We start from the raw sequence: 20,005 nt of genomic DNA on the forward strand, positions 1-20,005 counted from the left end.
AGGGGGTTTTTGTTTTTGGGCGCTTCTCGTCTCTGGGGGCGTCAGGCCTTGAGGCCGAGCCGCCTGGCGAGCCTGTGCAGGTTGCCGCCGTCCAGATCCAGCGCCCGGGCGGTAGCCGCCCAGTTGCCCTGGTGGGCCGTCAGGGTCTGCTCGATGAGCTGGCGCTGGAACAGATCGGTGGCGGCGCGAAGGCCCAGGCCGGCAACGACCGGGGAGGCGGCCTGGCTAACGGCGCCGACGGGCGGGGGTGAACCCGTCCCCCCCAGGTTGAAGTGGTGGGGGGCCAGCGTCGGCGAGGGGCTGCCCTGCTCGGCCCGGGCCAGCACGGCGGCGCGGTGGATGGCGTGTTCCAGCTCGCGCACGTTGCCGGGCCAGTCGTGCCCCTCGAGCAGTTGCAGCGCTTGTGGCTGGATACGCAGCTGCTCCAGCCCCAGGCCGAGCCGGCAGCGCTCGCAAAAGTAACCGGCCAGCAGGGGAATGTCGCCGGGGCGCTCACGCAGCGCCGGGGCATGGATCGGGAACACGCTCAGCCGGTGGTAGAGATCGCTTCGAAATTGCCCCTCGACCACCGCCTGTTTCAGATCCCGGTTGGTGGCCGCCAGGATGCGCACATTGACCTTGAGGGGGGTGTCGTCGCCGATGCGCTGCAGATCGCCGTATTGCAGCACCCGCAGCAGCTTGGCCTGCAGTGCCAGCGACAGCTCTCCGATCTCGTCGAGAAACAATGTGCCCTTGTCCGCCAGCTCGAACTTGCCCGCCCGGTGGTGGATGGCGCCGGTGAAGGCCCCCTTCACATGGCCGAACAGCTCGCTCTCGGCCACCGATTCCGGCAGGGCGGCGCAGTTGAGGTAGACCAGGGGCGCGCTGGCGCGGGGTGAACCCTGATGCACCGCCTTGGCGATCAGCTCTTTTCCCACACCGGTCTCCCCCAGGATCAGTACGTTCAGCTCCGAGCTGGCCACCACCTCGATCTCGTGGCGCAGCCGGGCCATGGCGGGGGACTGACCGATCATCTCCGGCTGCTCAGGGCCGGGCCGGGTGCCGGGGACCAGTGGCTCGCTGCTCTGGCGGGCGAGCCGTTCCAGCAGCAGGGCATTGTTGAGGGCGGCGGCGGCCAGGGCGCCCACCAGCCGCAGCTCCTCGTCGCTGATGGCGTCGAACTGGGTCGGGTTCATGCCGTCTATGGTCAGTGCGCCAATCAGCGCCTGATCCGAGAACAGCGGCAGGCCGACGCAGGCGTGCACCTTGAAGTCGTCGTGATCCGGCAGCAGGCCGTCATAGGGGTCGGGCAGGCTGCTGTCGGCGGGGAAGCGCACCACGTCGCCGGCGCGGGCGATGGCCTCCATGCGCGGGTGATCCTTGAGGGCGAAGCGGCGCCCCAGCACGTCCTGCATCAGGCCGTCGATGGCGAGCGGGATGAACTGGCCCCCCTCGTAGCGCAACAGGGCCGAGGCATCCGAGTTCAGCAGGCTGCGCACGCTCTGGATCAGGCGGTGGAAGCGGTCCTGATGGGAGATGCCGAGTTGCAGGTCGAGGGCGATGCGCGCCAGGCTGTCGGTCGAGATCACGATGATTGTCCAAATGACATTGTATTTGTGATTTTGACTATATGCGGTGATTGTCTAAATGACAATTTCTGGTTTTTGTTGCCAATAAAAACAACAAGTTATAGGTTGGCACGCCCGCTGCAATAGCCAGTTCAGTCGAACATCCACTATTGCATTCGAGGAACTGCCTGATGAGCATTCACGTCAAGAACAACATCCACTGGGTCGGCCAACGGGACTGGGAGGTGCGGGACTTCCACGGCACCGAGTACAAGACCCACAAGGGCACCAGCTACAACAGCTACCTCATCCGCGAAGGGAAGAACGTGCTGATCGACACCGTCGATCACAAGTTCAGCCGCGAGTTCGTGCAGAACCTGGCGGCCGAGATCGATCTCGCCGCCATCGACTATGTGGTGATCAACCACGCCGAGGAGGATCACGCCGGCGCCCTGACCGAGCTGATGGCCCGCATCCCCGGCACCCCCATCTACTGCACCCACAACGCCATCGATTCCATCACCGGCCACCACCACCACCCGGAGTGGAACTTTCACCCGGTCAAGACCGGTGACAGCCTGGACATCGGCAACGGCAAGCAGCTGGTATTCATCGAGACCCCCATGCTGCACTGGCCCGACAGCATGATGACCTACATGACCGAGGATGCGGTGCTCTTCTCCAACGACGCCTTCGGCCAGCACTACTGCGACGAGCACCTGTTCAACGACGAGGTGGATCAGACCGAGCTGATGGAGCAGTGCCAGCGCTACTACGCCAACATCCTTACTCCCTTCAGCCCCCTGGTGACCGCCAAGATCAAGGAAGTGCTCGGCTTCAACCTGCCGGTGAGCATGGTGGCCACCTCCCACGGCATCGTCTGGCGCGAGGACCCCACCCGGATCATCCTGAAATACCTGGAGTGGGCCGACCACTATCAGGAAGACCGCATCACCTTGTTTTACGACTCCATGTCCAACAACACCCGCATGATGGCCGACGCCATCGCCCAGGGCATCCACGAGGTGGACCAGGGCGTGGCGGTGAAGATCTACAACGTGGCCCGCCACGACAAGAACGAGATCCTGACCCAGGTGTTCCGCTCCAAGGGGATACTGGTGGGCTCCTCCACCATGAACAACGTCATGATGCCCAAGGTGGCGGGCATGCTCGAAGAGATCACCGGCCTGCGTTTTCGCAACAAGCGCGCCTCGGCCTTCGGCAGCTACGGCTGGACCGGTGGCGCGGTGGACCGGATCCAGACCCGGCTGATGGATGCGGGCTTCGATATCAGCCTCTCCCTCAAGGCCAAGTGGCGCCCGGATGGTTCGGCGCTGGCCGAGTGCCGCGAGCATGGCCGCCAGCTCGCCCGTCAGTGGGCGTTACACCCTCTGGACGCACCTCGCCCGATCACCACAACCCAGACAACCGTGACGCCCGTCCCCGCGATGCCTGCTGTTGAGCCGAAAGCTGCCCCGGCGGCTGAATGGGACGACGATCAGGCCATGCTCTGCACCGTCTGCCAGTGGGTCTACGACCCGGCCCAGGGCGAGCCGGATCAGCTGGTGGCACCGGGCACCCCCTGGGCCCAGGTGCCGGACAGCTTCCTCTGCCCGGGCTGCGGCATCGGCAAGGAGGTGTTCGAAGCCTGCGCCGTGGAGGCCTGCGTATGAACGCCGTCCCCAGCAGTGACGAGATAGTGGTGATCGGCAGCGGCTTTGCCGCCCAGCAGCTGGTCAAGAGCCTGCGCAAGCTGGACGCCGAGCAGCCCATCCGCCTCATCACCCCCGACGCCGGCGACGAGTACAACAAGCCCGACTTGAGCCACGTGGTGAGCCGGGGCTGCCCTGCCGCGGCCATGACCCGCCAGAGTGGCAGCGATTTTGCCGAGCAGCAGCGCATCGCGCTGCTGCCCCACTGCCCGGTGCATGGCATCGACCCTGCCCGGCGGTTGGTGCTGACCGAACGAGGGGAATTCCCCTACGGCAAGCTGGTGCTGGCCACCGGGGCCAGCGCGGCGCGGCCCGATCTGCCGGGCAGCGAATCCCTGGTCACCCTCAACAGCCAGCAGGAGTATGCCGCCATCGAGGCGCAGCTATGCCAGGCGCGTCGCATCCTGGTGCTGGGGGCGGGGTTGATTGGCTGCGAGCTGGCAATGGACATGGCGAGCGCGGGCAAGGAGGTGACGCTGGTGGAGCTGGCCGACAGCCCGCTCAGCGCCCTGCTGCCCTCCGCCCTGACCCAGCCGCTGCAGCAGGCGCTCTGCACCCAGGGGGTCAGCCTGCAATTCGGGACGGGTCTCGCCAGGATTGACGCCCAGCCGGGTGAGCGCTGGCGCGTCACCCTGACCGATGGCCGAACCAGCGAGCAGGATCTGGTGATCGCCGCGATCGGCCTTCGGCCGAATCTGGCCCTGGCCCGGCAAGCCGGGCTGGCAGTGGGGCGCGGCATCCGGGTCGACGATCGGCTGCAGACCAGCGACCCCCATATCTTCGCCCTGGGGGATTGCGCCGAGTGGCAGGGCCGCTTGCTCCCCTTCCTGCAACCCATCCTGCTGGGAGCCAATGCCCTGGCCAAGACGCTGCTCGGCACGCCGACCGCGCTGTCTCTGCCGCCCATGCTGGTGAAGGTGAAGACGCCGCGCTACCCGCTGCAACTGGCGGGCCGCACCAAGGGCGAGGATCTCGCCTGGCAGTGCCGCTGGAACAGCCAGGGCATGGTGGCCGAGGCGCGCGACCAAGCCGGCGAGCTGTGTGGCTTCGTGGTGGGGGGCGACCAGATGAGCGCGGCCTTCCCGCTGCTGCGTCAGCTGCCCCGTTAACCCCTTTCATTGCACCGGCCGGGTAGACCCGGCCACGCGAGGAGAACTTCTATGTCCATGCAACTGATCCCGTCCCACTGGGTGGTGCGCCGTTCCACCCCCTTCTTCACCCGTGACAACGTGCCCGCGGCGCTCTTGAGCCACCACAACACCGCGGCCGGGGTGTTCGGCCAGCTCTGCGTGATGGCGGGGACCGTCACCTACCACGGCTTCGCCGACGAGCAGGCCGAGGAGCCTGAGCTCACCCTGGTGATCCGGGCCGGGGAGTTTGCCACCAGCCCGCCCCGGTACTGGCACAGGGTCGAGCTGTCGGAGGATGCCCGCTTCAACATCCACTTCTGGGCCGAACAGGGTTCGTCGGACCAGCCCCTGTTCCACAGCCGCAAGGCATAAGGGCCAACCATGGGAGGGGCATCGGGCGCGAATGTCCCCTCTGCCCATGCAGATCAAAACAGTCAACTCAGATGTCCGTTATCCTTGCCGCCAGTGGTGGATGAGGCAGTGAGGGAAACATGAGCGTGATCGAAGCCGTGACCATGGCCGCCGGCCTGGCCTATCTGGTGCTGCTGGCGTGGCAGGCGCGATCGGGCTGGCCGTGGCGCCTCGCTCTCGGCCTGCTGCTCATGCTCTGGTTGCTGGCGGCGGACAGCCTGCTCTGGCTCGGCGTGGGGCTGGTGGCCGCCGCGCTCGCCCTCTGGCACCGTTATCGGCCGCTCCCCGCCCTCGGGGTGCTCGACGGTCAGCGGCTGCGGGCGTACACGCGCCAGCTGCTGTTACTCTGCTGGGGGCTGGTGACGCTGCAGTACGGCCTGCATGTCTGGCTGCTGGGGCAGGGGATAAGCCCCTGGCTGGGGCGCCCTGACGTGGTGGACGCCTTCCTGCCCATCGCTGGCGGGCTCGGGCTGCGGGCCTGGCTCGGGCAGGGGCTGGTGGATCCGCACCACCCGGCGGCCACCGTCACCGTGCTGGTGCTCTCGTTGTCGGCCCTACTGCTGGGGCGGGCCTTCTGTGCCTGGTTCTGCCCCCTCGGGCTGGTGGGGGAGTGGCTGCACGGCCTGCGCAGTCGCCTGTGGCCGGGGGAGTGGACGCCGCCGCGCTGGTTCGATGTCGTGTTGCGCGGCCAGAAGTTTCTGGTGCTCGGCTTCCTGCTCTTCATCGTACTGATCGCGGTGCCGGCCGCCGCCCTGCCCGGCTACCTCGCCAGCCCCTACCATCAGGCGGCGGACATGAAGATGGGGGCCTTCTTCTTCAATCTGACCCCGATCTCGGGCCTCTGCCTCGGCTGGGTGCTGCTGCTCACCGCCACCTTCCGCCAGGGGTTCTGCCGCTATCTCTGCCCCTATGGCGCCTGGCTGGCCTTGCTCGGTCTGCTGACGCCCCTGCGCATCCGCCGCGACCCGGCCCGCTGCCTGCGAAGCCTGGGCCACGACTGCGACAAGTGCAGCCGGGCCTGCCCGTCGCGCATCCAGGTGCACCAGCTCATCGCGGTGCGCAGTCTCGAGTGCACCAGCTGCCTGAGCTGTGTGGCCGCCTGCCCGAAGCGGGCCGATGCCCTGCACCTCGGTACTCAAGAGCGCAGACTCGCCCCTCACCGGCTGCTGGGGCTGATCTGCCTGTTGCTGCTGGTGCTGCCGCTGCTCTCCTACGGCCTGCTGGATCTCTGGGTCAGCCAGACACCGCTGGCCGACCGCTATGACTTGCTGCAGCGGCTGCCCTGGCTGAGCCACTGAGTCACCGGGTGCGTCGGGGCGGGACAGGGCCGCCCCGTTGCGGCGACCTGTATAAATATCCCCCGCCAAATTGTTATCGCCATCCCAAATTGCTCATGTTGCAATTGATCATATTCAAGGGCTCACCATAATGAACCCTGTTATTTGGCGTTGTTAATTCCAACCAGATGAGCAACAACATGAATATCAAGGTCAGCTATCCCAAGTGGTTTACCCTGGACCATAAAATCGCGTTCTTCTTCCCGCTGTAATATCCCGCGGCGCCGCTGCATTCCCGCAATGCAACGAGCCCGTCTGAATACCTAATCTGAAATAAGCTGCACCGGTCTTCGCCACTTTATTTGGCGAGGCGATGTCGTGCACCCATTCTCAATATTTTCTGCCTGCCGGATATTCTATTTTCGGCGGGAGAAGAGACACATTCTGAATATTTAACTCTGGGGTGTTTATATTATGGAAAACTTCAAACATCTGCCCGAACCCTTCCGCATTCGTGTCATCGAGCCGGTCAAGCGCACCACCCGCGCCTACCGGGAAGAGGCCATCGTCCGGGCGGGCATGAACCCCTTCCTGCTGGACAGCGAGGACGTCTTCATCGACCTGCTGACCGACAGCGGCACCGGCGCCATCACCCAGGACATGCAGGCCGCCATGCTGCGCGGCGACGAAGCCTACAGCGGCAGCCGCAGCTACTATGCGCTGCAGCAGGCGGTGCAGGAGATCTTCGGCTATTCCCTGACCATCCCCACCCACCAGGGGCGTGGCGCCGAGCAGATCTACATCCCGGTGCTCATCAAGAAGCGGGAGCAGGAGAAGGGGCTGGATCGCAAGAAGATGGTGGCGCTCTCCAACTACTTCTTCGACACCACCCAGGGTCACACCCAGATCAACTGCTGCGTCGCCAAGAACGTCTACACCAAGGAGGCGTTCGACACCTCGGTGACCGCCGACTTCAAGGGCAACTTCGATCTCGACAAGCTGGAAGCGGCCATCCTGGAGGCGGGCCCGGCCAACGTGCCCTACATCGTCAGCACCATCACCTGCAACTCCGCCGGCGGCCAGCCGGTGTCGATTGCCAACCTGAAGGCGGTCTACGAGATCGCCAAAAAGTACGACATCCCGGTCATCATGGACTCCGCCCGCTTCGCCGAGAACGCCTACTTCATCCAGCAGCGCGAACCCGGCTACGCGAACTGGACCATCGAGGAGATCACCAAGGAGTCCTATAAGTACGCGGACGGCCTCGCCATGTCCGCGAAGAAGGATGCCATGGTGCAGATGGGGGGCCTGCTCTGCTTCAAGGACGACAGCATGCTGGACGTCTACACCGAGTGCCGCACCCTGTGCGTGGTGCAGGAGGGCTTCCCGACCTATGGCGGCCTGGAAGGGGGGGCCATGGAGCGCCTGGCGGTGGGTCTGCGTGACGGCATGCGCCAGGACTGGCTGGCCTATCGCATCGGCCAGGTGCAGTACCTGGTGGACGGCCTGGAAGCCATCGGCGTGGTGTGCCAGCAGGCAGGGGGGCACGCGGCCTTCGTCGACGCGGGTAAGCTGCTGCCGCACATCCCGGCGGATCAGTTCCCGGCCCACGCCCTGGCGTGCGAGCTCTACAAGGTCGCCGGCATCCGCGCGGTGGAGATCGGCTCCCTGCTGCTGGGCCGGGATCCGGCCACCGGCAAGCAGCACCCCTGCCCGGCGGAGCTGCTGCGCCTGACCATTCCGCGTGCCACCTATACCCAGACCCACATGGACTTTGTCATCGAGGCCTTCGGCGAGGTGAAGAAGAACGCCCATCGGGTGAAGGGGCTCGACTTCATTTACGAGCCGGCGGTGCTGCGCCACTTCACCGCCAGACTGAAAGAGGTCGAGCATAACGACCAGGCAGCCGGCAAGGCGCAGAAAAAATTGATAGAAGCATAACGAGTCAGGGGCACAGATTTTTCTGTGCCCTTTTTTTTCGCAGCTTTGTGAAGTTTCGGGAGTGACACACATGACATCAAAACCGTCCGTCATCGGGGGGGCCTGCATCATTGCCAGCGTCTGTGTTGGCGCCGGCATGCTGGGGCTGCCGAGTGCGGGAGCCGGGGCCTGGACCACCTGGTCATCGCTCGCCATCATTCTCACCATGGTCATCATGACGGTCTCCGGCTGGATGCTGCTGGAAGCCTTCAAACCCTATGCGCTGACCGCCTCCTTCAATTCGGTGACCAGAGATCTGCTCGGTCACAAGATCAATGTCTTCAACAACCTGACCGTCTATTTCGTGGGCGGCATCCTGCTCTATGCCTATATCACCTCGTCGGGGCTGATCTTGGGCGGCCTGCTCGGCATCGACAATCAGCTGGCCTCCGTCCTGTTCGTGCTGGCGTTCTCCTGGTTTGTCTGGCATTCGACCCGGGCGGTGGATCGCATCTCCGTGGTCCTGATCGCCTTTATGGTGCTGAGCTTCGTGTTCGGGGTCTCGGGGCTCGCCAGCAAGATCGACACCGCCATGCTGTTCAGCACGGTCGCCGAGGAGCTGGGCCAGGCCCCCTACGCCCTGGCCATGCTGCCGGTGGCGCTCACCTCCTTCGGTTACCACCATTCGGTGGCCTCGATGCGCGCCTACTACGGCGAGGAGCACAAGGCCAAGCAGGCGATCCTGGGGGGCACCCTGATCGCGCTGGCCCTCTACCTGCTGTGGCTGCTCAGCATCTTCGGCAACCTGCCCCGCAGCGCCTTCGGGCCCGTCATCGCCAAGGGGGGCGACGTGGACGTGCTGCTCGGGGCGCTGGCCTCGGTGATCGAGTCCAGGCAGGTCTCCCAGGCCATCAACCTCTTCTCCATGGCGGCCATCCTCTCCTCCTTCATCGGGGTGGGGCTCGGGGTGTTCGACTATCTGGCGGATTTGTTCAAGTTCGACAACAGCCGCCAGGGGCGTGCCAAGTCCTGGGCCGTGACCTTCCTGCCGCCGTTGGCGTTCTCTCTGCTGTTCCCGTTCGGCTTCGTGGTGGCCATCGGCTATGCAGGCGCCGCGGCGACCGTCTGGGCCTGCATCATCCCCGCCCTGCTGGCGAAGAAGTCCCGGGAGCTGGCCCCGGAAGAGGCGGGCTTCAGGGCCCCCGGCGGCCAGCCCATGATCTTGGCGGTCATCGTCTTCGGGGTGCTGACCGCCATCTTCCACCTGATGGCCATGGCGAACCTGCTGCCCGTCTACACCGGATGACCCGGGTGGTCTGAACCTGGCCCCGTCCAGCACATGTCATGGACGGGGCGCAGGATCCCGTTTGTTTCCCCCCATTTTCCCTCCGGATTTGATACCCGGAGGCATGCAGGGTAAAGTCCCCCGCGCCAGCAATGGCGAACGCAGGAGAAGCACGGCGGTGTGCCGTGACCAGTCGACAATCCGTTTGGGGGAGTAATGGAACAGAAACCATCGTTGGTGGGCGGGGCATGCATCATTGCCGGCGTCTGTGTGGGGGCCGGCATGCTGGGGCTGCCGAGTGCGGGGGCGGGCGCCTGGACCCTCTGGTCCATGCTCGCGGTGGCACTGACCATGGTGGTGATGACGGTCTCCGGCTGGATGCTGCTGGAATCCTATCGGGGCTATCCCCTGCGCGTCTCCTTCGATACCGTGACCCGGGATCTGCTGGGGGAGAAGGTCAACGCCCTCAACAACCTGAGCGTCTACTTCGTCGGCGGCATCCTGCTCTACGCCTACATCACCTCGGCCGGCCTCATCATCGACGGCATGACGGGGATGGGCAGCCAGTTATCCTCCATCCTCTTCACCCTGGTCTTCTCCCTGCTGGTGTGGCACTCCACCCGGGCGGTGGATCGCATCTCCGTGCTGCTGGTGATCCTGATGGGGCTGAGCTTTGCCTTCGGCATCTCCGGCCTGTCGATGAACGTCCGCCTCGACCTGCTGCTCGACCGGGTGGGCAGTGAAGTCAGCTATGCCCCCTATGCCCTGGTGATGCTGCCGGTAGCGCTCACCTCCTTCGGCTATCACCACTCGGTGTCGTCCATGCGCGCCTACTACGGCGAGGAGCGCCGTGCCAGCCGTGCCATCCTGGGGGGCACCCTGATCGCGCTCGCGTTTTACCTCATCTGGCTGGTGAGCGTCTTTGGCAACCTGCCCCGCAGCGAGTTCGGCCCGGTGATCGCAGAAGGGGGCAACGTGGATGCCCTGCTCAAGGCACTGGGCTCGGTAACTGAGTCCAGGGCGGTGGCCAGCGCCCTCAACGCCTTCTCCATGGCGGCCATCCTCTCCTCCTTCATCGGGGTGGGGCTCGGGGTGTTCGACTACCTGGCGGACCTGTTCAAGTTCGACAACAGCCGCGGCGGCCGTGCCAAGTCCTGGGCGGTGACCTTCCTGCCACCCCTGGTGCTGTCGCTCCTGTTCCCATTCGGCTTCCTGGTGGCCATCGGCTATGCGGGCGCCGTGGCGACCCTGTGGACCTGCATCATCCCGCCCCTGCTGGCCTGGAAGGTGCGGGCGGCCCGGCGCGAGGAAGAGGGCGAGGGCTTCCGCGCCCCCGGTGGCGTCTTCATGATTGCCCTGGTGATCCTGTTCGGCGTGCTGACCGCCGCCTTCCACCTGCTCAACATGGTGGACCTGCTGCCCGCCTACAAGGGCTGACTCGTCTGGTGATAAAGCAAAACGGCGCCTTCGGGCGCCGTTTCTCATGGGGGCAAGACGGTTACTGGATGCTGACCGACAGGGTGTGGGGCACCTGCTCGCCACGACGGGCGGAGGCGCGCATCTGGTAGACCTGGATCAGGTACTTGCCGGAGCTGGGCAGGGTGGCTTGCCACTGTTCGCCCACATAGCCGGAGCCCATGGCTTCGGCCTGACCCGGGATGGCGCCGGGGGCGTAGACATTGAAGTTGGCGTTGTCGCTGCCGGCGATGGTGACCTTCATGGTCTGCCCGGCCTTGGCGACCAGGGTGTAGTGGATGGTGTCGTAGCCCGAGAAGTTGCCCTTCACCTGGGCGCTGTGGGCCCCCTTGGCAAACTGCACGGGCACAGTGGTGATCTTGTCGGCGGCCTGTGCGCCGGCGGCCATGGCCATGGTCAGCAGGGCCGCCGTGATGGCTCTTTTCATTCATTCCCCCTTGTTCGTTCAACGGATCCCCTCGCCGGGGCCTGGTGACAAGATAGCCCCAGGGGGGCCAGGGAGCCAGAGGTCTGCTCCTGTGGCCAGGTTGTCCAGGGGAGGGGCCGGGAGGGGCTATAGTCAGACAGATGGCGCCCCGGGTTCAACGCAGTCCCCCGGGCTGTGATCCCCTGACGTCATCTGTCGATCACCCCGTCCCCCACCAGACAGCTGCTGCCCGGCAGCATGGCCGCCATGGTAGTCAGGCCCTGTGTGATCCCTCCAACCAATCGGGAGACAGACGTTATGTGCAAGCACATGTCCACCCTTGGAGCGCTCGCGGCCATTGCCCTGGCCGGCCTGGCGCAGGCCGAAGAGATGGCCGATGGCGCGGCGATGACAGACGAGGCGATGATCGCCAGCGCCATGTCGGCGGCCCCCGCCAGGGTCGGCGCCAATGCCGCCATCGTTGCCATGGGCGCCGATGGCAAGATGCGCACCCTGCGCGAGGGCAAGAACAGCTTTACCTGCATGCCCGACAACCCGGCCACGCCGGGGCCGGACCCCATGTGCATGGACGCGGCCGCGATGGCCTGGGCCCACGCCTGGATCAGCCACGAGCCCCCGCCCAAGGGCAAGATCGGCTTCATGTACATGCTCAAGGGCGGTACCGATGCCAGCAATACCGACCCCTACGCGACCCAGCCCACCACCAGCAACAACTGGTTGCAGACCGGGCCCCACGTGATGATCGTCGGCGCCGAGGACGCCTTCTACGATCAGTATCCGAAAGGCCCTTCCCCTGACACCTCGGCCCCCTACATCATGTGGTCGGGTACCCCCTATCAGCACCTGATGGCGCCGGTGGAGTAGCGGTTGTCGTGCCATTGACGGGATCGGCAACGATCGATCACCAAAAGCGCCCTCCAAAGGCGCTTTTTTTCGTGGCGGGGTGGTGGCAGCGTCACTGACACTGATGACCGATCACCCTGCGCCTATGGCACTTGTGGGCTGATCGGGTGACAGGAGATGCAGAAAGGGGCCTGACGGCCCCTCTTTGCATCGGTCGGATCAGACTCCCGACTTGATGGTGGTCCAGATGCGGGTGCGTGCCCGCTCAGCCTTGGCGGGCAGCGGCTTGAGGGGGAAGAGGTGCGTCATCCCCTCGGCGGTGGGCACCAGATCCGGGTTGTCGCGGATCTCGCTCTTCACCAGGCCGATGCCCTCCTTGTTGGGGTTGGGATAGCCGGTCTTGTCGCTGATGGGGGCGATCACCTTGGGTTGCAGCAGGAAGTTGATGAACTGGTAGGCTTCGTCGACGTTGGGGGCATCCTTGGGGATGGCCAGCATGTCGAACCAGATGGGGGCCCCTTCTTTGGGCTGGCGCATGGCCACCTTGACCCCGTTGCCGGCATCCTTGGCGATGTTGCCGAACTGGTAGAAGCTGCCGGAATAGCCCACCGCCACGCAGATATCGCCGTTGGCGATGTCGTTCATGTACTTGGACGAGTGGAAGTAGCGGATATAGGGCCGCACCGACAGCAGCAGCTCCTTGGCCTTCTCGTAGTCCGCCGGGCTGGTGCTGTTGGGGGGCAGGCCCAGATAGTTGAGGGCGATGGGGATGATCTCGGCAGGGGAGTCGAGCAGGGTGATGCCGCACTTGGCGAGCTTGCTGGCGTACTCCTTCTTGAAGATGAGATCCCAGCTGTCGACCGGCGCCTGGTCACCGAGCGCCTCCTTCACCTTGTCGACGTTGTACCCCATGATCACGGTGCCATACATGTAGGGCACGGCGTGCTCGTTGCCGGGGTCGTTCTCCTGCAGCAGCTGCATCAGCTTGGGATCGAGGTGCTGCCAGTTGGGCAGCTTGCTGCGATCGAGCTTGAGGAACACCCCCGCCTGCACCTGCTTGGCCAGGAACATGTTGGACGGGACCACCACATCGTAGCCGGAGCGGCCGGCCAGCAGCTTGGACTCGAGCGCCTCGTTGGTGTCGAAGACGTCGTAGGAGAGTTTGATCTGGGTCTGGGCCTTGAAATCGGTCAGCGCCTGGTCGGTGATATAGTCGGACCAGTTGTAGACATGCAGCTCTCCGGTCCTGGCCTGGACGGCGGGAGAGAGCAGGGAGCCAGCCAGCAGGCTGGTGGCAAACAGGCGGGTGAGTGTCTTCATGACAGTGATCTCCATGTTGCAAAAACGGTCGCAAGTCAGCGTTGTTCAAACCCTTCCAGCACATTCACGGCATTGATGCCGATGGCCTCCACCGCATAACCCCCCTCCATCACGAACAGGGTCGGCAGGTTCAGCGCCCGGATGCGCTCGCCCATCTTCAGGTAGTCCGGGCTGGTCAGCTTGAAGCGGGAGATGGGGTCCAGCTCGAAGGTGTCGACCCCGAGAGAGACGATCAGCACCTCGGGCTGGTAGTCGTCGATGGCCTGGCAGCCCTGCTCCAGGGCCGCACTCCACACCGGCCAGTCACTGCCGGCGGGCAGCGGCAGGTTGAGGTTGTACCCCTCACCCGCCCCGGCGCCTGTCTCGTCGGCATAGCCGAGGAAGAAGGGGAACTCGATGGCCGGGTCGCCGTGGAGGGAGACAAAGAGCACGTCGCTGCGCTCGTAGAAGATCGACTGGGTGCCGTTGCCGTGGTGATAGTCCACGTCGAGGATGGCCACCCTGCGATAACCCTGATCGAGGAAGGCCTGGGCCGCGATGGCGGCGTTGTTGAGATAGCAGTAGCCGCCCATGAGATCGGCTGCCGCGTGGTGGCCGGGGGGGCGGCACAGGGCAAACGCACTGGTCGCACCGGACGCGATATGGTGCTGGGCGGTGAGCGCCACCTGCGCGGAGCTGTAGGCCGCCTGCCAGGTACCGGCGGTGATGGGGACGCCGGCATCGAAGCTGTAGTAGCCAAACTGGCCGTGCACGCTGTCCGGTTTCTGCTGGCGCAGGGTGCGGGTCGGCCAGGTGTAGGGCAGCAGATCCCCCTCCTGACCGAGGGCCGCCCAACGTGCCCAGGCCCCCTGCAGAAAGTCGAGCATCCCCTGATCGTGCACCCGGGCGATCGGTTCCAGCCCCCAGTCCCTGGCCGGCTCGATGGGGCCGAGCTGGCGTGCCTGCACGCGCTCGCGGATGAAATCGGCCCGCTCCGGCTTCTCGAAGCAGGGCATCAACTGACCGTCGATCAGCTCGCATCGTCCGTGGTGCAGATGGTGATCATCGCTGTAGATGGTGAGCATTCCGGCTCTCCTTTTGCTGGGTTTACGGAAGTGACGGCACCATTGTTGGGGAGTGTTGCAAAACTGTGAATGCTGGCAGCGGCCAAAAGGGGATAGATCAGGCCAATCTGGGCGGCCTGATTGTCCCTTTTATGCGCACCTCAGTGGCGAAACTGACTGGGGGGCACCCCGCTCCAGCGCTGGAAGGCGTGGCGAAAGCTGGCGCTCTCGCTGAACCCCAGCTCCTCGGCAATCTGGTAGATGGCGTGGCGCTTCTCTGCCAGCAGCTGCTTGGCGCGCTCGAAGCGCAGCTCGTCGAGCAGCTCCTGATAGTTGGTACCCATCTCATAGAGGTGGCGGCGCAGGGTGCGGGCGGAGCAGTGCATCTGGTCGGCCAGCGCCTCCAGCCGCGGTGGCGCCGACAGCTGGGTGCCGAGCAGCTCGCGTACCCGCTCCAGCCATCGCTGGCGGGTGTTGAATTCGGCGTTGAGCTTGCGGCAGCGCACCAGCATCTCGTTGTGGGTGACCGGGTTGGCGAGCGGCAGCCGCGTCGCCAGGGCGCGGGTATCGATGGCAAAGCCATCCTGTTCGCCGTCGTAGCGGATGTGCGGGCCGAAACTGGTGCGGTAGCTGCCGGAGTAGGCGGTCTCGGACTGGCTGAACTCGGCGCGGCGCACCGGCAGCGGATGGCCCACCAGATCGCTGCAGGTCTGGCGGAGCGAAGCGAGGCACATCTCGATATTGAAGCGGCGCAGATCTTCCCGCTGGCGATAGTCGCTGGCGCAGATCCAGGCCAGATCGCCCTCGATGCGCAGCTGCAGATGAAAATAGGTGCCGAGCAGGGAGGGGTAGGCGAACATCAGTTGCAGGGCCTCCCCCAGGGTCGCGCTGGAGATGGCGGCATAGCCGAGCAGGCCATAGGCCGAGATGTGCATGCGCTGCCCCAGCCTCAGCCCGAGATCCGGGCAGCGAGACAGACCGTTGGCGCACACGGTCAGCTCCTGGTGGCGGGTGATGCGGGCGTCGTTGTTGTGCACGTCCGCCGCCTCGATACCGCTGTGGGCGAGCAGGGCGGCGGTGACCCGCTCCTGCTGCGGGGGGGAGGCCTCCTGGCACAGGTACTCGAGCGCCAGCGAGACGACGTGCAGGGTCGTCAGCTGTGATTCCAGCATGGCAAATTCCTTCATCCTTGAATGGAAATGGCAAGGAACCACTGTATCCGGAAAAACCGTCCAAGCGCCAAGGATCCACGTATTTATCGCCGCCTTGTCAATGCAGGCTGACATAAATGGCGTCTATTGGCGCCAAGCAGCATGTGCCCAAGCCACCGCCCCTGTAGGTTCGATTAGCGAAGCGTAATCGGACGAACGAGATACCGCTGCTTCGGCTGTTTCGGCGAGTCTGGGGCAGCCAGCCTGAGGGGGACATGCTAGTAGTCTTTAAAGTCGTAGGGGCGATATATGCCAATCATGCTAAACCAGAATTTTATTTATAATAAAAGCTATTCTACTTGTGTATGATAAATATCACTTTAATGCCATATGGAGAGGTGGTTGTTGTGACCGAGAATAAATCGCCATTTTCAGCAAGAAATCGTGGCCCATATCAGCATGTAGATAATTCCTTTCCCGATAGCGCTAGGATAGCCGTGCTTCATATGCTGTATGACCTAGTGGAAAAGGATTATATATCTGGTTGGCCCACTATCGCTAGGGAATTGCAAAGGATATCTAGAGTGCAACCAGTAATATATGATTTGTCATCATTCTCGGCTATAGAAAGATCAAAAGACGATGCGAAAAAAATATTGTCTTCTCTGGCTTGGGATAAGGCCTTTGATTTTTGTGAGAGAATTTATAGATATCTAGCTCAAGATGTACGGTATGGTGGCATTACTTTAGGGATAAAAAAAGAGAAAAAAGAAGTTCAAACTTATATAGCTAGTGAGATTGAGCGGCTTTTTCTTGAGGAAAATTTAGCATTTGAGTTTGCTGATGGTGTGGTGAGTCGTCGAGGGCGCAGGCACACAGAAGACACTGCAACCAGAGCACAGGTTGTAATGGGGGATAGTAGGTTGAATGAATCAAGAAAGCACTATGCAAAAGCGCTTCATTTTTTCAGAAGTCCCACTAGTCCTGACTATGAAAATTGCGTAAAAGAGGCAGTTTGTGCAGTCGAAGCTGCAGGGAAAGCATTATTTCCAGAGTCTAAAGCTGCTACTCTAGGCGATTTAGCAAAATGGTTTTTGAAAACTAATGACTATGAAATACCAAAGGCATTGGTAAAAACAATAGAGGGAATTTATGCCTACCGCAGTGGTGGAAATGGGGTGGGTCATGGTGGAGCAGAGGGCGGCGTTGCTACATTGGAAGTTGCTGAATATATCCTCAGTGTCACAGCATCGCAGATAATATATTTTGTGGAAATTGAAGGGTTGAATGATGAGATCCCTTTCTGAATCATTTTTTTCAAAAAAACGGCGCCTTTCGGCGCCGTTTTTTTGATCTAGCCAACAAACCTAAATCACTGCAGCAGGGAGATATCCGCCACTTGCAGGAACAGGTTGCGCAGGTTGTTTAGCAGCGCCAGACGGTTGGCCTTGAGGGCCTCGTCGTCGGCCATCACCATCACCTCGTTGAAGAAGGTATCGACCGGCTCGCGCAGGGCGGCCAGACGGGTGAGGGCAGCCTGGTAGTCACCGGCGGCGAACAGCGGGGCCAGTTCGGCCTGCAGTGCGGCAACCTGGGTGGCCAGCGCCTTCTCGGCAGCGTCCTGCAGCAGTTCCGGTTTGACGGCAGTCGGCAGTTCGCCTTCGACCTTGGCCAGAATGTTGCTCACGCGCTTGTTGGCGGCAGCCAGTGCCAGGGCGGCATCCAGGGTGCGGAAGTGGCTGACGGCCTTGACGCGACGATCGAAGTCGAGCGGGCGGGTCGGGCGGCGGGCCAGTACGGCCAGCACCACGTCGGCACCGATGCCTTCGTCCTGATAGGCGGCGCGGAAGCGGCCCAGCATAAAGTCGACCACGTCGGTGACGACGGTGTTGTTGGTCAGCTTGTCGCCGTAGACGCGTACCGCTTCTTCAACCAGCTCAACCAGATCCAGATCCAGCTGCTTCTCGGTCATGATGCGCAGGGCACCGATGGCGGCGCGACGCAGGGCGAACGGGTCCTTGTCACCTTTTGGCAGCATGCCGATGCCGAAGATACCGGCCAGGGTGTCGAACTTGTCGGCCAGCGCGACGGCGCAGGCTACCAGACCGGACGGCAGGGCATCGCCGGCAAAGCGCGGCATGTACTGCTCGTTGAGGGCCACGGCCACCGCTTCGTCTTCGCCATCGTGACGGGCGTAATGCATCCCCATGACACCCTGGGTGTCGGTGAACTCGCCGACCATGTTGGTCATGAGATCACACTTGGAGAGCAGACCGGCACGCTTGGCCTGAGCCACATCGGCGCCGATACGCTCGGCGATAAAGCCGGCGACGGTCTCGATACGCTCAACCTTGGCCTTGACGGTGCCCAGCTGCTGCTGGAACAGCACGGTTTCGAGGCGCGGCAGGCGGGAGGCCAGGGTCTGCTTGAGGTCGGTCTTGAAGAAGAACTCGGCGTCAGACAGACGGGGGCGCACCACCTTCTCGTTGCCGCTGATGATCTGGCTCGGGTCTTTGGACTCGATGTTGGTGACGAAGATGAACTTCGGCAGCAGCTTGCCGTGCTTGTCGTAGACCGGGAAGTACTTCTGGTCACCCTTCATGGTGTGCACCAGGGCCTCGGCCGGCACGGCCAGGAACTTCTCTTCGAAGTTGGCGGTCAGCACCACGGGCCACTCGACCAGGGCGGTCACTTCTTCCAGCAGGGCGTCGTCCAGATCGGCCACGCCACCGAAGGCGGCCGCGGCCGCTTCGACGTCAGCCTTGATCTTGGCCTTGCGGGCCATAAAGTCGGCAATCACCATGCCGCGCTCCTGCAGGATCTGCGGGTACTGGCTGGCGTTGTCGATGGTGATCTCGCTCTCGCCCATGAAGCGGTGACCGCGGATGGTGCGGGCGGAGTCGATACCCAGAATGTGGGCGGGCACCAGATCCCCATCCAGCAGCAGGGTCACGGTGAAGACCGGACGCACGAACTGGATGGTCTTGTCGCCCCAGCGCATCATCTTGGGGATGGGCAGTTTGGCCAGTGCGGAGGCGACCAGTTCGCCCAGCAGTTCTTTGGCCGGACGGCCTTCGACGCGGGCATTGTGAACCAGCCACTCACCCTTGTCGGTGACCAGACGCTCGGCCTGCTCGACGGTGATGCCGTTGCCACGGGCCCAGCCTTCGGCAGCCTTGGTCGGCTTGCCTTCGGCATCGAACGCCTGGGCGACGGCGGGGCCGCGCTTCTCGACGCTCTTGCTCGGCTGCTCGCCAGCCAGCTCGCTCACCTTCAGCGCCAGACGGCGCGGGGAGGCAAACCACTCGACACCGCCAAAGGCCAGATCGGCCTTGGTCAGTTCGCTCTTGAGGTTGTCGGCAAAGGCTTCGGCCAGGGAGCGCAGGGCTTTGGGCGGCAGCTCAGCAGTACCGATCTCTACCAGAAATGTATGTTGTGCCATGTCCGTTCCTTAACCTTGCTTGTTCTCTGTGCGCTGACACATGGGGAAACCCAGCGCTTCGCGGGAGGCGTAGTAAGCCTCTGCCACGGCCTTGGTCAGGGTGCGAATGCGCAGGATGTAGCGCTGACGCTCGGTGACCGAGATGGCCTTGCGGGCATCCAGCAGGTTGAAGGAGTGAGCAGCCTTGAGGATGCGCTCGTAGGCAGGCAGCGGCAGCGGTTTTTCCAGTGCCAGCAGGTTCTGGGCTTCCTTCTCGTACTGCTCGAAGCAGTGGAACAGGAACTCCACGTCGGCGTGTTCGAAGTTGTAGGTGGACTGCTCCACCTCGTTCTGGTGGAAGACGTCGCCGTAGGTGGTCTTGCCCAGGGGGCCGTCAGACCAGACCAGATCGTAGACGCTGTCGACGCCCTGGATGTACATGGCCAGACGCTCGAGACCGTAGGTGATCTCGCCGGTGACCGGCTTGCACTCGAGGCCGCCAACCTGCTGGAAGTAGGTGAACTGGGTCACTTCCATGCCGTTCAGCCACACTTCCCAACCCAGACCCCAGGCACCCAGGGTCGGGTTTTCCCAGTTGTCTTCCACGAAGCGGATGTCGTGGATCTCGGGATCCATGCCCAGCTCCTTCAGGGAGCCGAGGTAGAGTTCCTGAATGTTGTCGGGGGAAGGCTTGATGATGACCTGGAACTGGTAGTAATGCTGCAGGCGGTTCGGGTTCTCACCGTAGCGGCCGTCAGTCGGACGGCGGGACGGTTGGACGTAGGCGCAGGCGATGGGCTCCGGGCCCAGGGCGCGCAGGCAGGTCATGGGGTGGGAGGTACCGGCACCCACTTCCATATCCAGCGGCTGAATGATGGTACAGCCCTGGCGGGACCAATAGTCCTGCAACTGCAGGATCAGGCCCTGAAAGGTTTTGACATCGAATTTTTGCATAGTGTTTTTCGCGCGAAATGAAATCAGAGCAAGATTTGCTGAATGTGAACCGAGGGAGTATACCGTCTGGCATGGTCGGATAATAGGC

The 20,005-nt window shown here is 63.3% G+C and carries 17 protein-coding genes; 10 read left to right on the forward strand and 7 right to left on the reverse strand.

Features of this window, described 5'->3' with window-relative positions:
• Nucleotides 1-41 precede the first annotated feature (41 nt).
• On the reverse strand, nt 42-1,568 hold the full coding sequence (gene norR / locus I6L45_RS06720) for a nitric oxide reductase transcriptional regulator NorR (RefSeq protein WP_254204377.1): 1,527 nt from the start codon (nt 1,566-1,568) through the stop codon (nt 42-44).
• 170 nt (nt 1,569-1,738) lie between these two features.
• Between norR and norV the strand changes: the two genes are divergently transcribed.
• The 8 genes from norV to I6L45_RS06760 all read left to right on the forward strand — a co-directional run bounded on the left by norV (nt 1,739) and on the right by I6L45_RS06760 (nt 10,719).
• Nucleotides 1,739-3,220, forward strand: a complete 1,482-nt coding sequence (norV, locus tag I6L45_RS06725) for an anaerobic nitric oxide reductase flavorubredoxin (RefSeq protein WP_216983769.1) — start codon at nt 1,739-1,741, stop codon at nt 3,218-3,220.
• Entirely contained in the window at nt 3,217-4,368 is a 1,152-nt protein-coding gene (norW, locus tag I6L45_RS06730) for an NADH:flavorubredoxin reductase NorW (protein WP_216983770.1), read from the forward strand. The genes norV and norW overlap by 4 nt, the downstream gene beginning before the upstream one ends.
• Nucleotides 4,369-4,419: 51 nt before the next feature.
• Nucleotides 4,420-4,761: a DUF1971 domain-containing protein gene (locus I6L45_RS06735; protein WP_216983771.1), complete on the forward strand. Its 342-nt coding sequence runs from the start codon at nt 4,420-4,422 to the stop codon at nt 4,759-4,761.
• A gap of 119 nt (nt 4,762-4,880) precedes the next feature.
• Nucleotides 4,881-6,098: a 4Fe-4S binding protein gene (locus tag I6L45_RS06740; RefSeq protein WP_216983772.1), complete on the forward strand. Its 1,218-nt coding sequence runs from the start codon at nt 4,881-4,883 to the stop codon at nt 6,096-6,098.
• A gap of 179 nt (nt 6,099-6,277) precedes the next feature.
• Entirely contained in the window at nt 6,278-6,349 is a 72-nt protein-coding gene (gene tnaC / locus I6L45_RS20175; RefSeq protein ID WP_223302601.1) for a tryptophanase leader peptide, read from the forward strand.
• A gap of 202 nt (nt 6,350-6,551) precedes the next feature.
• On the forward strand, nt 6,552-8,018 hold the full coding sequence (gene tnaA, locus I6L45_RS06750) for a tryptophanase (protein ID WP_216983773.1): 1,467 nt from the start codon (nt 6,552-6,554) through the stop codon (nt 8,016-8,018).
• 70 nt (nt 8,019-8,088) lie between these two features.
• Nucleotides 8,089-9,303, forward strand: coding sequence for an aromatic amino acid transporter (locus I6L45_RS06755; RefSeq protein WP_216983774.1), 1,215 nt, complete (start codon nt 8,089-8,091; stop codon nt 9,301-9,303).
• Nucleotides 9,304-9,498: 195 nt separating this feature from the next.
• Nucleotides 9,499-10,719: an aromatic amino acid transporter gene (locus I6L45_RS06760; RefSeq protein ID WP_216983775.1), complete on the forward strand. Its 1,221-nt coding sequence runs from the start codon at nt 9,499-9,501 to the stop codon at nt 10,717-10,719.
• A gap of 61 nt (nt 10,720-10,780) precedes the next feature.
• On the opposite strand, the gene I6L45_RS06765 is transcribed toward I6L45_RS06760, so the two are convergent.
• The gene (locus I6L45_RS06765) at nt 10,781-11,185 is read right to left on the reverse strand and encodes a g-type lysozyme inhibitor (protein WP_216983776.1); all 405 of its coding nucleotides are present in this window, start codon (nt 11,183-11,185) and stop codon (nt 10,781-10,783) included.
• A 309-nt stretch (nt 11,186-11,494) separates the two neighbouring features.
• Here I6L45_RS06765 and I6L45_RS06770 point away from each other — a divergent pair, with 309 nt between their 5' ends.
• Entirely contained in the window at nt 11,495-12,049 is a 555-nt protein-coding gene (locus I6L45_RS06770; protein ID WP_216983777.1) for a hypothetical protein, read from the forward strand.
• Between the two features lie 198 nt (nt 12,050-12,247).
• Here the strand turns inward: I6L45_RS06770 and I6L45_RS06775 are convergent, their stop codons facing one another.
• The 3 genes from I6L45_RS06775 to I6L45_RS06785 all read right to left on the reverse strand — a co-directional run bounded on the left by I6L45_RS06775 (nt 12,248) and on the right by I6L45_RS06785 (nt 15,563).
• On the reverse strand, nt 12,248-13,348 hold the full coding sequence (locus I6L45_RS06775; RefSeq protein ID WP_216983778.1) for a polyamine ABC transporter substrate-binding protein: 1,101 nt from the start codon (nt 13,346-13,348) through the stop codon (nt 12,248-12,250).
• Between the two features lie 35 nt (nt 13,349-13,383).
• The gene (locus tag I6L45_RS06780; RefSeq protein ID WP_216983779.1) at nt 13,384-14,412 is read right to left on the reverse strand and encodes a histone deacetylase family protein; all 1,029 of its coding nucleotides are present in this window, start codon (nt 14,410-14,412) and stop codon (nt 13,384-13,386) included.
• A gap of 140 nt (nt 14,413-14,552) precedes the next feature.
• On the reverse strand, nt 14,553-15,563 hold the full coding sequence (locus tag I6L45_RS06785) for an AraC family transcriptional regulator (protein ID WP_210549786.1): 1,011 nt from the start codon (nt 15,561-15,563) through the stop codon (nt 14,553-14,555).
• Between the two features lie 386 nt (nt 15,564-15,949).
• Between I6L45_RS06785 and I6L45_RS06790 the strand changes: the two genes are divergently transcribed.
• Nucleotides 15,950-16,849 (forward strand): AbiJ-NTD4 domain-containing protein, encoded by a 900-nt coding sequence (locus tag I6L45_RS06790; RefSeq protein WP_216983780.1) that lies wholly within the window; start codon nt 15,950-15,952, stop codon nt 16,847-16,849.
• Between the two features lie 65 nt (nt 16,850-16,914).
• On the opposite strand, the gene glyS is transcribed toward I6L45_RS06790, so the two are convergent.
• The gene (glyS, locus tag I6L45_RS06795) at nt 16,915-18,984 is read right to left on the reverse strand and encodes a glycine--tRNA ligase subunit beta (RefSeq protein WP_216983781.1); all 2,070 of its coding nucleotides are present in this window, start codon (nt 18,982-18,984) and stop codon (nt 16,915-16,917) included.
• A 9-nt stretch (nt 18,985-18,993) separates the two neighbouring features.
• Nucleotides 18,994-19,917 (reverse strand): glycine--tRNA ligase subunit alpha, encoded by a 924-nt coding sequence (gene glyQ, locus I6L45_RS06800; protein ID WP_041212022.1) that lies wholly within the window; start codon nt 19,915-19,917, stop codon nt 18,994-18,996.
• Nucleotides 19,918-20,005 lie beyond the last annotated feature (88 nt).

The organism is Aeromonas sp. FDAARGOS 1415 (genome assembly GCF_019048365.1).
Taxonomy (GTDB): Bacteria; Pseudomonadota; Gammaproteobacteria; order Enterobacterales; family Aeromonadaceae; genus Aeromonas; species Aeromonas taiwanensis.

Bases quoted from the DNA above. Each gene is read 5' to 3' on its own strand.
- norV (WP_216983769.1), top strand. From the start codon at position 1,739: ATGAGCATTCACGTCAAGAACAACATCCACTGGGTCGGCCAACGGGAC.
- norW (WP_216983770.1), top strand. From the start codon at position 3,217: ATGAACGCCGTCCCCAGCAGTGACGAGATAGTGGTGATCGGCAGCGGC.
- I6L45_RS06735 (WP_216983771.1), top strand. From the start codon at position 4,420: ATGTCCATGCAACTGATCCCGTCCCACTGGGTGGTGCGCCGTTCCACC.
- I6L45_RS06740 (WP_216983772.1), top strand. From the start codon at position 4,881: ATGAGCGTGATCGAAGCCGTGACCATGGCCGCCGGCCTGGCCTATCTG.
- tnaA (WP_216983773.1), top strand. From the start codon at position 6,552: ATGGAAAACTTCAAACATCTGCCCGAACCCTTCCGCATTCGTGTCATC.
- I6L45_RS06755 (WP_216983774.1), top strand. From the start codon at position 8,089: ATGACATCAAAACCGTCCGTCATCGGGGGGGCCTGCATCATTGCCAGC.
- I6L45_RS06760 (WP_216983775.1), top strand. From the start codon at position 9,499: ATGGAACAGAAACCATCGTTGGTGGGCGGGGCATGCATCATTGCCGGC.
- I6L45_RS06765 (WP_216983776.1), bottom strand. From the start codon at position 11,185: ATGAAAAGAGCCATCACGGCGGCCCTGCTGACCATGGCCATGGCCGCC.
- I6L45_RS06770 (WP_216983777.1), top strand. From the start codon at position 11,495: ATGTCCACCCTTGGAGCGCTCGCGGCCATTGCCCTGGCCGGCCTGGCG.
- I6L45_RS06775 (WP_216983778.1), bottom strand. From the start codon at position 13,348: ATGAAGACACTCACCCGCCTGTTTGCCACCAGCCTGCTGGCTGGCTCC.
- I6L45_RS06780 (WP_216983779.1), bottom strand. From the start codon at position 14,412: ATGCTCACCATCTACAGCGATGATCACCATCTGCACCACGGACGATGC.
- I6L45_RS06785 (WP_210549786.1), bottom strand. From the start codon at position 15,563: ATGCTGGAATCACAGCTGACGACCCTGCACGTCGTCTCGCTGGCGCTC.
- glyS (WP_216983781.1), bottom strand. From the start codon at position 18,984: ATGGCACAACATACATTTCTGGTAGAGATCGGTACTGCTGAGCTGCCG.
- glyQ (WP_041212022.1), bottom strand. From the start codon at position 19,917: ATGCAAAAATTCGATGTCAAAACCTTTCAGGGCCTGATCCTGCAGTTG.